Consider the following 13,410-nt stretch of genomic DNA (forward strand, 5'->3'; position numbering starts at 1 on the left):
CGAGCGCCGCGGCGACCCACCGCTCCGTCGGCCCCTCGCCACGTCGCTCCTGCCCGTCCGGACGCCCCGGGGACGAACCGGACGACTTCTACCGGAACGGAGCCGGAGCAGGACCCCCTGCCATAGGGTGAGCGCTCACCGGGACGACACCGCGACGATGCGATGGAGGACAGCGATGGCGCACGATGCCGAGAAGACGACGGACGACGGGGTCCAGCAGCGACCCGACGTCTCCGAGGGGGAGCGGGCCCCCGGCGCCGGTCGGCGCACGATCCTCGTCCGGCGTCTGGGCCTCGGCCTGGGTCTGCTGGCCGCGGTGCTGGTCTACCTGGTCATGCCCGCCGACGTGCCCCACCCGGCGAAGCTGACCGCGGCGACGGCGGTGCTGATGGCCGTGTGGTGGATGACCGAGGCGATACCGATCCCCGCCACCGCGCTGGTGCCGCTGATCGTGTTCCCGGTCCTGACCAGCGAGGTCGGCGTGGACGACGTCGGCGCCTCCTACGGCAACAACATCATCTTCCTGTTCATGGGCGGGTTCATGCTGGCGCTGGCCATGCAGCGCTGGAACCTGCACAAGCGGATCGCGCTCGCGATCGTCGGCACCATCGGCACCAGCCCCTCCCTGCTCATCCTCGGGTTCATGGCCGCGACCGGCTTCATCTCCATGTGGGTGTCGAACACGGCGACCGCCGTGATGATGCTCCCGATCGGTCTGTCCGTGCTGCTGCTGGTCAATCAGCTGCGGAGGAAGGAGGCGCACGAGGCGGGCGAGGAGATCGAAGGGCTGGAGGACCCTGCCGAGCACGAGGGGAGCGGGGAGGCGGCAGCGCCCGTCCGCTCGAACTTCGGGACCGCGATGATGCTCGGCATCGCCTATGCCGCCTCGATCGGTTCCCTCGCGACCCTCATCGGCACCCCGCCCAATGCCCTCCTGGCGGCCCACATGAGCCAGGAGTTCGGCGTCACCATCGGATTCGGCCGGTGGATGCTGGTGGGCGCGCCCATCGCCATCGTGTTCATGGTCCTCGCCTGGCTGGTGCTGACCAAGGTGATGTACAAGCCCGAGATCACCGAGATCCCGGGCGGCACCGACCTCATCCGCGAGGAGCGGCGCAAGCTCGGCCCCATCGCCCAGGGCGAGGTGCGGGTGCTCGCGATCTTCGTCCTGGCGGCGGTGTCGTGGGTGTCCATCCCGCTGATCTCCCAGGCCATGGGGGCCGAGGACCCGCCGATCTCCGACGCCGGCATCGCGATGGTCATCGGCCTCGCCCTCTTCCTGCTGCCCGCCGGAGCGGCCCGGGGCGTGCGCCTGCTGGACTGGGAGTCCGCGGTGAAGCTGCCCTGGGGCGTGCTGCTGCTGTTCGGCGGCGGTCTGGCGCTGTCCGCCCAGTTCAGCGACTCGGGACTGACCGAGTGGATCGGGGAGGTCACGGCGGGCGTGGGCGGCCTGCCGGTGGTGCTGATCGTCGCCATCGTCGCCGCGGGCGTCCTCTTCCTCACCGAGCTGACCTCGAACACCGCCACCGCCGCGACGTTCCTGCCCGTCGCCACCGCCGTGGCGGTGGGCATCGGGATCGATCCGATGCTCCTCGCGATCCCGGTCGCGATCGCCGCGACCTGTGCCTTCATGCTGCCGGTGGCCACACCCCCCAATGCGATCGCCTACGGCTCCGGCTACGTCACGATCCCGCAGATGGCCAAGGCCGGGCTGTGGCTGAACCTGATCGGGATCGTGCTGGTCACCGCCACCACGATGAGTCTCGCGGTGTGGGTGTTCGGCCTGGTCTACTGACGGCTCCGCCGCGTCACGCGCGTCCGCGCAGCGCCGCGACGACGAGCCCTGCCGAGAGCAGCGCGGCGGCGGCCACCACGGCGACCGTCGCGTCCCATCCGGAGCCCTCGTACACGAGACCGGTGGCCCAGCCGAGAACGCTCGAGCCCAGGTAGTAGGCCAGGTTGTAGAGCCCGGTCGCCTGCGACCGGGCGCCGTCGGCCCGCGCGCTCGCCCAGCCGCTCGCGATCGCGTGCGCGGCGAAGAAGCCCGCCGTCATCACCAGCAGCCCCAGCAGCACGAGCACCAGAGGACCCGCGAGGGTGAGCAGCAGCCCGGCGAGCATGACCCCCGTTCCCGCCAGCATCGTCGGCAGACGGCCGTGCCGGGCGGCGAGCCGCCCGGCGACCGGCGAGGAGACGGTGCCGCCGAGATAGGCGAGGAACACCATGCCCAGGAGGGCCGCGGGCACCAGGTAGGGCGGGGCCGTGAGATGGAAGGAGAGGTAGTTGTAGACCGAGACGAACCCGCCCATCATCAGGAAGGCGAAGGCGAACAGGGCAAGCTGTCCCGGGTCGCGCAGCGTGCGCAGGAGCCGACGCAGCGCGACCGCGGGCGAGCCGCGGCCCGTGGTCGGCACGAAGCGGCGCTCGGGCGGGGCCAGCAGCGCGAAGCTGGTGGCGGCGAGCGCGGCCAGCAGTGCCACCGCGGTCATGCCCATCCGCCAGCTGCCGAGGTCGGCGACCGGCGTGGCGAGCATCCGTCCGGCGAGCCCGCCCACCGTGGTCCCCGCCACGTACCAGCCGGCCGCGATCGACCGGGCGCGGTCGTCGACCTCCTCGGCGAGATAGGCCACGGCGAGGGCGGGCACGCCGCCCAGCGCCATTCCCTCGAGGAAGCGCAGCGCGAGCATCAGCTCGAAGGTCGGGGCCCAGGCGGAGACCAGCGCGAGCAGGGTCGCGGAGACCACGGCGATCACCATGGCGGGGCGGCGCCCGATCCGGTCCCCGACGAAGGACCAGGGCACCACGGCGAGCGCGAGGCCGCCGGTCGCGGCCGAGACGGTCAGGGCCGCTCCTTCGGCGCCGACCCCGAGGTCCGCGGCGATCAGCTGCAGCATGCCCTGCGGGGAGTAGATCTGCGCGAAGGAGGCGATCCCCGCGCAGACCAGCGCCACCAGCAGTCGCCGATAGCCGGGACTGCCGACCCGGTGCCCGGCCGGGCCCTGCTCGCGCATCAGCGGCGGTGGTGGGACGAGCAGCACATGCCGCCACTGTAGGACCTTCCCGCGCCGGACCGAGGCACGGCCCCCGTAGACTCGGACCATCATGCGACTGCTCTTCGCCGGCACCCCCGATGCCGCCCTTCCCTCCCTGCGCACCCTGCTCGACTCCCGCCACGAGGTCGTCGGCGTGCTCACCCGCGCCGACGCCCCCACCGGGCGCGGCCGGAAGCTCCGCCCCAGCCCCGTCAGGACTCTCGCCGAGGAGGAGGGCCTGCCCGTGCTCACCCCGGCCACGCTGCGCGAGGAGTCCGTCCAGCAGCAGATCCGGGACCTCGCTCCCGACGCCGCCCCCGTCGTCGCCTACGGCAACCTGGTGCCGCAGTCCGCGCTCGACATCCCCCGGCACGGCTGGGTGAACCTGCACTTCTCCCTGCTGCCCGAGTGGCGCGGCGCCGCCCCGGCCCAGCGGGCCGTGCTCGCCGGACAGCGGGAGACCGGGATGAGCGTGTTCCGTCTCGAGAAGGGCCTGGACACCGGGGACGTCCTGGCCTCTGCGACCACCGCGATCGGCGCGTTCGAGACCGCCGGGGAGCTGCTCGAACGGATGGCGGCCGACGGCGCCGACCTGCTGCTCTCCGTGCTCGACGCCCTCGAGGACGGCACCGCGGTCCCCGCTGCGCAGGACCACTCGCGCGCCACCCACGCCGCGAAGCTCACCCCCGCCGAGGCCCGTATCGACTGGACCCTGCCTGCCGACCAGGTCAGCGCCCATATCCGGGGCATGAGCCCGCAGCCCGGGGCATGGACCCTGCTGGGCGGCGACCGTGCCAAGATCCTCGGCGTGGAGCCCGCCCCCGAGCACGCCCCCCTCCCTCCGGGACGCATCGAGGCCACCAGGCGCCAGGTGCTCGTGGGCACGGGCACCGAGGTCATCGCCCTGTCCACCCTCGCCCCGGCCGGGAGGCGGCCGATGAGGGCCGCGGACTGGGCCCGCGGCGCGGCGCTCGACGCCGACGCCGCCTTCTCCACCGAGCAGCAGGACACCGAGCAGCAGGACATCGAGCAGCAGGACGGAGAGCGCGCATGAGCGAGGAGCGACGCGGCCGCGGCGGCCCCGACGGCGGGCGCCGCGGCAGGGACGGACAGGGCCGCGACCGCCGCGACGACCGCCGCGACGACCGGGGACGCACCCGATCGGGCTCCCGCGGCGAGGGAGGAGCCCGCCGCGGCTACTCCGCCTCCCGCCCCTCCGAGCGCTCCCGCCGCTCGACCCCCTCCCGCCGGGTCGCCTTCGAGGGCCTGCGGCTGGTCCGCGAGGAGGACTCCTACGCGAACCTGGTGCTCCCGCGCCTGCTGCGCAGCCACCGGGTCTCGGGCCGCGACGCCGCCTTCACCACCGAGCTGTTCTACGGCTCGCTGCGCGCCCAGGGCCGGCTCGACGCGATCCTCGCCGCCTGCGTGGACCGACCGCTGGAGGAGGTGGAGCCGGCCCTCGTGGACGTTCTGCGCCTGGGCGCCTATCAGCTCCTGGACATGACCGTGGCCCCGCACGCGGCGACCTCCGAGACCGTGGCCCTTGCCCGCGCAGAGGTCGGCGCCGGCGCCGCGAGCTTCGTCAACGCCGTGCTGCGACGGGTGGGGGAGAAGGACCTCGAGGAATGGATCGACGAGGTGGCGCCGGACCGTGAGAAGGACCCCATCGGCCACCTCGCCGTCGTCCACTCCCACCCGCGCTGGGTGGTGCGCGCCCTGTCCGACGCGCTGGCGGGGCACGGCCGCTCCCGCGAGGAGATCGACGAGCTGCTGGCCGCGCAGAACGCCGCTCCCGCGGTGTCGCTCGTGATGCGGCCGGGCCTGACCGACCTCGACGAGCTCATCGATCACGGCGGGAGCCAGGGGCGGCTGAGCATCTTCGCCGGGTCCTGGCCCTCGGGCGACCCCGGCGGCATGGACCTGGTCAAGCAGGGCCGCGTCGCCGTGCAGGACGAGGGCAGCCAGCTCGCCGCCCTGGCCCTCGCCCTCGGCGCCGACGAGCTCGTGCTCGCCGACGACGCCCATTGGCTCGACCTGTGCGCCGGCCCCGGCGGGAAGGCGGCGCTGCTGGGCGGGCTCACCGTGGACCATGATGCGGACCTGCTCGCCGTCGAGCTCCAGGACCACCGCACCGAGCTCGTGGAGCGCGCCGTCGCGACCCTGCGCGAGGCCGGATGCGAGATCGCCACCCGCACCGCGGACGGCACCGCGATCGGCACCGAGATGCCCGGACGCTTCTCCCGCGTCCTGGTCGACGTCCCCTGCTCGGGGCTGGGCGCCCTGCGTCGTCGGCCCGAGGCTCGCTGGCGCCGCACCCCCGGCGACATCGGCCAGCTCACCGGCATCCAGCGAGGACTGCTCGCCTCCGCCCTGGACGCCGCGGCACCCGGTGGCGTCGTCGCCTACGTGACCTGCTCCCCGCACCTGGCCGAGACGCGCCTGGTCGTGGCCGACGTGCTGAAGACCCGCGAGGACGTCGAGCAGCTCGACGCCCGGGGCCCCGTCCGTGCCGGGGTCCTGTCCTCCCGTCAGCAGGACCTCGAGCTGGGAGAGGGGCCCGCCGTGCAGCTGTGGCCCCACGTGCACGGCACCGACGCGATGTACATCCACCTGCTGCGCAGGCAGCCCGCTCCCACCGAGGAAGGAACCCCGACGGCATGAACACCCCGTACTCGACCGACGGACACTACATCCACCCCAGCATCCTCGACGCGGACTTCATGTCCATCGGCACCGAGCTGGACCGGATCTCCACCGCCGACAGCGTCCATGTCGACGTGATGGACAACCACTTCGTGCCCAACCTGACCTTCGGCCCGTCGATGGTCGAGCAGATCGTCGAGCGCAGTCCGATCCCGGTGGACGCCCACCTCATGATCGACGAGGCCGACACCCGGGCCCCCGCCTTCGCGGAGGCCGGGGCCTCCTCGGTGACCTTCCACCTCGAGGCCGCGCGGGCACCGGTGAAGCTCGCGCGCGACCTGCGCCGCAAGAACACCCAGGTCGGGGTCGCCCTGCGCCCGGCGACCGCCGTCGAGCCGATCCTCGACATCATCGGCGAGTTCGACATGCTGCTGATCATGACCGTCGAGCCGGGATTCGGCGGGCAGAGCTTCCTGGAGACCATGCTCCCCAAGATCCGCCGCGCCCGGGCCGCGATCGGCGAGGCGAACCTCGAGGTGTCGATCCAGGTCGACGGCGGTGTGAGCCGCGAGACCATCGAGCGCTGCGCGGAGGCCGGGGCGAACATCTTCGTCGCCGGCTCCGCGATCTACCGCGCCCAGGACGCGGCCGAGGAGATCTCCGCCCTGCGCGCACTCGCCCAGGAGCACGCCCCGCACTGATCGCGCGCGCCCCGCACCGCTCAGCGCGGCACGGACCTGCGCAGCGTCGTTCCCTGCACGATCGTTCCCTGCAGGATCGTTCCGTGCAGCATCGAGCCGCGCCGCGTTCCACGCTGGCGCCCCCGAGGTCGTGACGACCTCGTCACCCTCGTTCATCCGGGAACCGGTGTCGGGGTGCGCGGACTAGGATGGTGCGGTCACGACCAGTGACGTGCTCCGGGGTCGGTGGAAGTCCGAGCCGGCGGTGACAGTCCGCGACCCGCATCTGCGGTGGAGCCGGTGGAAATCCGGCACCGACAGTACAGCCTGGATGAGAGGCGCACGTCCTGCAGGTCCTCGGGGCGCTCCGCGCGTCGACGCCCTGCCGGAACCCTTTTCCCCGGAGCCACTGCATCCGACGGAGAAAGGACCGACATGGACTTCCTGCAGTGGCTCTTCGACGCGCGAATCGACTTCGCGGGCGGACAGTTCCTCCTTCTGCGCGAGGTGCTGGGCAACGTCTTCGGACTGCTCAGCGCCCTCGGCGGCATGCGACGCAAGGTCTGGGCCTGGCCCATCGGCATCGTCGGCAACCTGCTGCTGCTGACCGTGTTCATGGGCACCGTGTTCGGCAATCCGAATTCCGTGGACCTCCTGGGACAGGCCGGACGACAGGTGATGTTCATCGCCACCAGCATCTACGGCTGGGTGCGATGGCGGCAGGCCAGGAACGCGGGCGGCACCGCCGTGGAACCCGAATGGGCCTCCTGGGGCACCCGCGCCCTGCTCCTGGTGGTCCTGGTCGGCGGCACCGCCGCTCTCACGCCCCTGTTCCGTGCGCTCGGCTCCTACGAGCCCGTCTGGGCCGACGCCTGGATCTTCATGGGCAGCCTGCTGGCGACCTTCGGGATGGCCAAGGGATGGGTCGAGTTCTGGCTGATCTGGGTGGCCGTGGACATCGTGGGCGTGCCGCTGCTGTGGAGCGCGGGGTACTACGCGAGCGCACTGATGTACCTGTTCTACGGCGGATTCACGCTGGTGGGCTTCTTCGTGTGGTGGCGGGTGCGCAGCCGCCGCGACGTCGAGGAGCAGCGGGTGACGGTCGAGACCGCGCACCTGGACCCGACGATCCGTCGCGAGTGATGCCCCGCGATGCCCCGGAACGGACCCCCGGCCGCGCACCGGCAGGTACAAAGGAAGGATGAACCTCTTCCGGAACCCCTGGGCCGTCGTCCTGCTGATCGTGCTCGTCCTCGTCGTCCTGGCGGTGATCGTCGGCATCGGCGTCGCCATCGGACTGCTCGTGCGCCGCAGGTCGCCGGAGGGATCGCCCTCGGCGCCGCCGCAGGGCGCGGGACCGTCGCAGGGCACGGGACCGTCGCAGAGCGCGGGGCAGGCGGAGCCCACGGGACAGGCGGAGGGCGCCGGGCAGGCGGAGGGCACCGGACTGGACGAGGATCGCCCCTCACCGTGATCATGATCCTGCTCCCGTCCGCGAGACGAGGGGACCAGGCCGCGCGATCGACGAGTACCCTGGCGGCGTGAAGGATTTCGAAGCGCTGTTCGCCGAGCTCACCGAGAAGGCCCGCACCCGCCCCGCAGGGTCGGGCACCGTCGCGGAGCTCGATGCGGGCGTCCATCAGATCGGCAAGAAGATCGTGGAGGAGGCCGCCGAGGTGTGGATGGCCTGCGAGCACGAGTCCACGGACGAGGCCGCGACGGAGATCAGCCAGCTCCTGTACCACCTCCAGGTGATGATGATCGCCAAGGACATCTCCCTCGAGGACGTCTACCGTCGGCTCTGAGCCAGGCCGTCCAGCATCCTGGATCCCGCCCGCGTCGCCGTGCCGCCCGCCGGCGCGTCAGCCCTCCCGGTCCCGTCCGAGGTCTCCGCTCCGGCGGTGCCGGCGTCCCGACCGTCCCTGACCTGTCCCACCCGTCTCGTGGCCGCTCCGGCGGCCGAGGAGGATCCGTGCTCCGCATCGCCGTCCCCAACAAGGGGGCTCTGTCCGAGCCCGCCGCCGATCTGCTGCAGGAGGCCGGCTACCGCCGCCGCGGCACGGCCAAGGAGCTCGTCGTGGTCGACGAGGAGAACGGCGTGGAGCTGTTCCATCTGCGTCCGCGCGACATCGCGGTCTACGTGGGCTCGGGCACCGTGGACGTCGGCATCACCGGCCAGGACATGCTCCTGGACTCGCGCACCCCGGCGGACGAGATCCTGCCGCTGGGCTTCGCCCGCTCGACCTTCCGCTTCGCGGCCCCGGCCGGGACCCGCAGCGACGTCTCGGAGCTGCAGGGCTCCCGCATCGCCACCAGCTACGAGAACCTCGTGGAGGACTATCTCACCGATCGCGGCATCAGCGCCGAGGTCGTGCACCTCGACGGCGCCGTGGAGTCCTCCATCCGCCTCGGCGTCGCGGACGTCATCGCCGATGTCGTCGAGACCGGCACCACCTTGCGCCAGGCCGGCCTCGAGCCCTTCGGCGAGGCGATCATGACCAGCCAGTCCGTGCTGTTCTCCCGCCCGGACCTCGAGCTCGATGAGGAGGCGGGCCACGCCCTCGAGGTGCTCGAACGGCGCATCCGCGGCGTGCTGGTCGCCCGCGAGTACGTGATGCTCGACTACGACATCCCCACCGCGCTGCTGGAGACGGCGGTCGAGATCACCCCCGGCCTGCAGTCCCCGACGGTCTCGCCCCTGCACGGGGGCGAATGGTCCGCGGTGCGGGCGATGGTGGACCGTCGTGCCGCGCACCGCATGATGGACGACCTCTACGACGCCGGCGCCCGCGCCATCCTGGTCACCGCGATCCAGGCCTGCCGCATCTGAGATGACCGTGCCGAGCCCCGGGACCGATCGTGCCGAGGGGGAGGAGCGGGCCACGATCGTGCTGCGACCGCGTGCCGTGCGGGTGGCCGCGTATCTCAGCGGCACGATCGTGATGGTCGGCATGATCGGCGGCGCGGTCATGATCACCAGCTTCCAGCTCGGCGGTCGCCTCGGCCTGCTCGCCGTGGGGCTGCTGGTCCTGGTGTTCTGCCACCTGGAGGCCTCGGTGAAGGTCACGGCCCGCCCGCAGGTCCTCGAGGTGCGCAATCTGCTGCGCGTGCGCACCGTCGAATGGCCCGAGGTGCTCGGGATCAGCTTCCCGATGGGCGACCCCTGGGCCCATCTCGATCTCGCCGACGGCTCGACCCTGGCCCTGCACGCCGTCCAGCGCTACGACGGCGAGCGGGCGATCTCGGACGCCCACCTGCTGCAGCGGCTGATGCGCGAGCGGGGCGAGGCCGCCGAGGCCTGACCGCGGCGGGTCCCCTCCCCGCCCCTCCGGTCAGTCGCGCGGCAGGAAGGACGCCGCGCAGCGCCCCGCCAGGCCCGCGTACTGGAAGGCGGCCGGGTCCTCCGCGAGGGTGCGTCCCATCGTGGTCATCCGCACCGGGATGTCCTCGAGCGCGTCACGCAGCCCTGTGGCGTGCACCTCGGTGAGCCGGTGCAGGATCCCGCGCTCCTTCGCCGGCCTCGTGATCGTGCTTTTCACCTGTTTCCGCACCGACTCATGAAAAGCGTTGTATCTGGAGTCGTCGCGATGGAGGACGGGGATGTGCACCGGGGCGAGCAGCGCACGACCGTAGGCGGTCGAGGAGTGGTGGGACAGGCCCCGATGGCGCTTGCGCTCGTCGGCGCCCGACACCCGCAGGCTCGCGATCGGCGCCCCGCCCAGCACCGAGGCCGCGTGGAGCGCCTCCGCCGCCTGCACCCCGGAGAAGCCCCATCCGGTGCCGGTGCCGAGATTCCCCGGGCCCTGGATCACGATCGCGATGTCCGCGCCGACCACGTGCCGGGCCCCCAGCAGCGCGGAATGCACGGTGACCGCCTCGAGGTCCCCGCCGAAGGACTGGCCCGCACTGATCACCGAGGTCAGCAGATCCGCTTCCCGCAGCCGCGAGACGCTGCGGGAGTAGGCCGCGGGCAGGGCGGCGGCGTCGGTGTGCACGTAGGCGATGCGTGCGGAGCGGTGCTCGGTCCGGATGCCGGCGATGATCGCGGGCAGGGACGAGTGGAGGTCCGCGACCACCACGGGCATCGCGTCGATGCCCTCGGCCGCGCGGACGGTCTCGTAGTGCTCGCCCGCGGGGTCGTCGATCGCGTCGACCATCGTCTGCATCGGGGTGTAGCGGGCCTTGACCATGTGGCCGGTGATCTCGGTCGTCTCCGGCTGCGTGCCCGTGCGGGCGACCACCATGGCGTCGCCGCCGGTGCCCAGGTCGCGTCGCACGGCGTTGGTGTTCAGCAGCACTTCCTCGCCCTCGGCCGGGCGACCGGTCAGCTCGCGGTACGCGATCGCGGAGATGGTCCCCGCGCCGTCCGCGAGCTCGATCTCGAGCCGGTCCACGCCCCGCCAGGAGCCCAGAGCGCTCTTCACGGTTCCCCGTTCCCATCGCAGCATGGGGTCAGCCTAGAGCCGCGGCGCGGCACAGGACGATTCGGCGACGTCGGGCGGCTAGTCTGGCGGCGTGGCTTCGAAGAACGTGGAGAGACTGCTCAACGTCATCATGACGATCGGCTCGCGCCGTCGGATCGATCGCGCGCGCCTGTTCCGGGTGATCCCCGACTACGCGGAGGCGGTCTCCGAGCAGGCCGCCGAGCGGATGTTCGAGCGGGACAAGGCCGCGATCCTCGAGCTCGGCCTGCCGCTCAGCACCGAGCGGGACGTGATCGACGAGAACACGGTCTACTACCGGATCGACACCTCGCGCTCCGGGGCGGTGCTCGACCTCACGACCGAGGAGTACACGGTGCTGCTCGCGGCGAGCCACGCCTGGGACGCCGCGGCGGCCGGGGGAGCGGCGCGACGGGTGCGGGCCAAGCTGCTGAGCCTCGGGCACGACGCCGACCCCGACCTGCTGCGGCGCACGCCGCGCGGGGCCGTGGAGTCGCTGCCGGTGCTCACCCCGCTGCTGGAGGCCGTGGTCACCGGGAGGTCCGTGCGGTTCACCTATCGCGGCACGCAGGGCGCCCCGACCGAGCGCCGTGTCGAGCCGTGGGTGGTGGGGGTCCACGACGGGCACTGGTACGTCCACGGCTGGGATCGGGCCCGGGAGGCGCCGCGCGTCTTCCGCGCCTCCCGCATCGAGTCGTTCCCCGCCGACGGACCGGCCGCGACGCAGCCCCGTCCCGAGCGCACCGACCTCGACGAGGTGCTGGGGAGCATGCTCGACAGCGACGACCGCGCCCCGGCGGTGCTGCGCGCCGCACCCTACAAGGCGCTCTCGCTGCGGGACCGTGCGGGCGCTGCGCTCGAGGCGGAGCAGTTCGAGCTGCCGTCCCTGCCGCGGCCCGCCGCCCGTCGCCTCCTGCTCGCGGACATCCGCTGGGTCGAGCTGCTGGGGCCCGAGGGCTGGCGCGAGGAGATGGTGCAGGTGCTCACCGGGATCGCGCAGGGGCACGAGGGCGGGGCGGACCTCTCCGACCTCGAGAGCGCCGTGGCCCGCCCCGTTCCGCGGATCCGGGTCACGCCGCAGAGCGGCGATCACCTCTCCCGCCTGATCTCCGCGGCGTCCTATGTGCTCTCCCGCGGGGAGGCCGATCTCGCCGAGCTCGCGGAGGCCCTCGGCATCACGGAGAAGCAGCTGATCACCGATCTGCAGGTGCTGTTCGTCTGCGGGGACATGGGCTCCGGCTGGGAGGACCTCATCGAGGCGGAGTGGGAGCACGGCACGGTGAGGGTGCGCAACGCCGAGCCGCTGCGCCGTGCCCTCAGCCTGAGCGCCGTCGAGATCACCGCGCTGCTCGCCGGTCTCGCGGCGCTCGAGCCCGCGGCAGGCGCCGCGGAGCAGGTCGTCGAGTCCGCCCGGGCGAAGCTGCTGGCCGGTGCGGCCGGCGCCGAGGAGGATCCCGGCCCGGACGGCGGCGCAGCGCCCCGCGTCCCCACCCGCACCGAGATCGCCGAGGCGACCACGGCCGACGAGATGGCCGCACGCACCGCGGACCGGGCCGAGGAGGTGCTCGCCGCGGTGCACCGGGCCCTGCGCGCCGACACAGATGCAGACACGGACGCCTCGCGGATCACCATCCGCTACTCCTCCTCCGACCGGCCGGGCACGAGCGTGCGCCGGATCCGGCCGCTGAGCATCGAGACCGACGGGGCTCGTTCGTACCTGCTGGCCGACTGCGAGCTCGCCGGTGGCCGGCGTCGCTTCCGCCTCGACCGGATCGTCGAGGTCCTGCCGCCGGAGACGCCCATGAGCCGCCCGGACGCGGGGGAGGGGCCCTCGCTCGCGGGCAGGGTCGAGGGCACGGTGTGGCTGCGCCTGGAGCCCGCGGGGCACTGGATCGCCGAGTCCTTCGCCGCCGCCGAGCTGCGCGACGGCGGGGACGGGGCGACCTACGCCCGCCTCGAGGACCCCCTGCGGGCGCCCCTCGTCGACGCGGTGCTGGAGTCCGCCGGGGCGGCCGCCGTGCTCGCGCCGCAGGAGCTGAGAGACACGATCGTGACCGTGGCGCGCGGCGGAGCTGAACGTCACTCCCGCTAGCAGCCGCTACCCTGGGACGGCCCGCCGTGCGGCGGGCCGGGCCGTCGCCGTGGCGGCCCGTCCGGCGCCCGGTCCGCTGTGGGATGATAGGTGCGCCCGCGTCGTGTCGCGGCGCTGTTGAAAGGTACTTCCATGAACTTCTTCCGCAACCCCTGGGCGATCATCCTGCTGGTCGTTCTCGTGATCCTCCTGTTCGGCGCCAACAAGCTCCCGGGCCTCGCCCGCAACATGGGCAAGTCGATGCGCATCTTCAAGAGCGAGGTCGAGGAGCTGCGCGGTGACGAGAAGGGGGCCGACGAGGACGACGAGGACGACCGGCCGGTCCGCTCCTCCCGCCCGCGCGACGACGCCGACCGTCGCAGCCGCGAGGACCTCCGCGACCGCGAGGACCGTCCCCGCGGGGACGACCGCGAGTACGACCCCCGCGACGAGGCCGACAGCGACCTCGATCGCGAGCCGATCCGCGCCCGCGACGAGGACGACTCCTACCGTCGCGACTGAGCATTCCGGCGGGGCATCCG

13 protein-coding genes and 1 riboswitch are annotated in these 13,410 nt (G+C 72.8%); of the genes, 11 read left to right on the forward strand and 2 right to left on the reverse strand.

The window, feature by feature from the left end:
- The first annotated feature begins 175 nt into the window (after positions 1-175).
- Positions 176-1,795, forward strand: coding sequence for an SLC13 family permease (locus ACT3SP_RS02940; RefSeq protein WP_444585737.1), 1,620 nt, complete (start codon positions 176-178; stop codon positions 1,793-1,795).
- A 13-nt stretch (positions 1,796-1,808) separates the two neighbouring features.
- Here ACT3SP_RS02940 and ACT3SP_RS02945 read toward each other — a convergent pair whose 3' ends face one another.
- The gene (locus ACT3SP_RS02945) at positions 1,809-3,104 is read right to left on the reverse strand and encodes an MFS transporter (RefSeq protein ID WP_444585738.1); all 1,296 of its coding nucleotides are present in this window, start codon (positions 3,102-3,104) and stop codon (positions 1,809-1,811) included.
- Between ACT3SP_RS02945 and fmt the strand changes: the two genes are divergently transcribed.
- From fmt to ACT3SP_RS02985, 8 genes are all read left to right on the forward strand, one after another.
- On the forward strand, positions 3,103-4,086 hold the full coding sequence (gene fmt / locus ACT3SP_RS02950) for a methionyl-tRNA formyltransferase (protein WP_444585739.1): 984 nt from the start codon (positions 3,103-3,105) through the stop codon (positions 4,084-4,086). The genes ACT3SP_RS02945 and fmt overlap by 2 nt on opposite strands.
- Complete coding sequence (locus ACT3SP_RS02955) at positions 4,083-5,693, forward strand: RsmB/NOP family class I SAM-dependent RNA methyltransferase (RefSeq protein ID WP_444585740.1); 1,611 nt, start codon at positions 4,083-4,085, stop codon at positions 5,691-5,693. The genes fmt and ACT3SP_RS02955 overlap by 4 nt, the downstream gene beginning before the upstream one ends.
- Positions 5,690-6,376, forward strand: a complete 687-nt coding sequence (gene rpe / locus ACT3SP_RS02960) for a ribulose-phosphate 3-epimerase (RefSeq protein ID WP_444585741.1) — start codon at positions 5,690-5,692, stop codon at positions 6,374-6,376. The genes ACT3SP_RS02955 and rpe overlap by 4 nt, the downstream gene beginning before the upstream one ends.
- Positions 6,377-6,584: 208 nt before the next feature.
- Positions 6,585-6,702, forward strand: a riboswitch (FMN riboswitch).
- An 88-nt stretch (positions 6,703-6,790) separates the two neighbouring features.
- On the forward strand, positions 6,791-7,498 hold the full coding sequence (pnuC, locus tag ACT3SP_RS02965) for a nicotinamide riboside transporter PnuC (RefSeq protein ID WP_444585742.1): 708 nt from the start codon (positions 6,791-6,793) through the stop codon (positions 7,496-7,498).
- Between the two features lie 58 nt (positions 7,499-7,556).
- Positions 7,557-7,829 carry a hypothetical protein gene (locus tag ACT3SP_RS02970; RefSeq protein WP_444585743.1) on the forward strand — a complete coding sequence of 91 codons (273 nt, stop codon included), beginning with the start codon at positions 7,557-7,559 and terminating at the stop codon, positions 7,827-7,829.
- Between the two features lie 67 nt (positions 7,830-7,896).
- Complete coding sequence (locus tag ACT3SP_RS02975) at positions 7,897-8,160, forward strand: phosphoribosyl-ATP diphosphatase (RefSeq protein WP_444585744.1); 264 nt, start codon at positions 7,897-7,899, stop codon at positions 8,158-8,160.
- 167 nt (positions 8,161-8,327) lie between these two features.
- Positions 8,328-9,185: an ATP phosphoribosyltransferase gene (gene hisG, locus ACT3SP_RS02980; protein WP_444585745.1), complete on the forward strand. Its 858-nt coding sequence runs from the start codon at positions 8,328-8,330 to the stop codon at positions 9,183-9,185.
- A 1-nt stretch (position 9,186) separates the two neighbouring features.
- Complete coding sequence (locus ACT3SP_RS02985; protein ID WP_444585746.1) at positions 9,187-9,657, forward strand: PH domain-containing protein; 471 nt, start codon at positions 9,187-9,189, stop codon at positions 9,655-9,657.
- A 30-nt stretch (positions 9,658-9,687) separates the two neighbouring features.
- Here ACT3SP_RS02985 and ACT3SP_RS02990 read toward each other — a convergent pair whose 3' ends face one another.
- On the reverse strand, positions 9,688-10,803 hold the full coding sequence (locus ACT3SP_RS02990) for a DUF3866 family protein (RefSeq protein ID WP_444585747.1): 1,116 nt from the start codon (positions 10,801-10,803) through the stop codon (positions 9,688-9,690).
- 67 nt (positions 10,804-10,870) lie between these two features.
- Here ACT3SP_RS02990 and ACT3SP_RS02995 point away from each other — a divergent pair, with 67 nt between their 5' ends.
- Positions 10,871-12,889, forward strand: a complete 2,019-nt coding sequence (locus tag ACT3SP_RS02995) for a WYL domain-containing protein (RefSeq protein ID WP_444585748.1) — start codon at positions 10,871-10,873, stop codon at positions 12,887-12,889.
- Between the two features lie 132 nt (positions 12,890-13,021).
- Entirely contained in the window at positions 13,022-13,390 is a 369-nt protein-coding gene (gene tatA / locus ACT3SP_RS03000; protein ID WP_444585749.1) for a Sec-independent protein translocase subunit TatA, read from the forward strand.
- Positions 13,391-13,410 lie beyond the last annotated feature (20 nt).

The organism is Brachybacterium sp. AOP43-C2-M15 (assembly GCF_052446295.1).
Taxonomy (GTDB): Bacteria; Actinomycetota; Actinomycetes; order Actinomycetales; family Dermabacteraceae; genus Brachybacterium.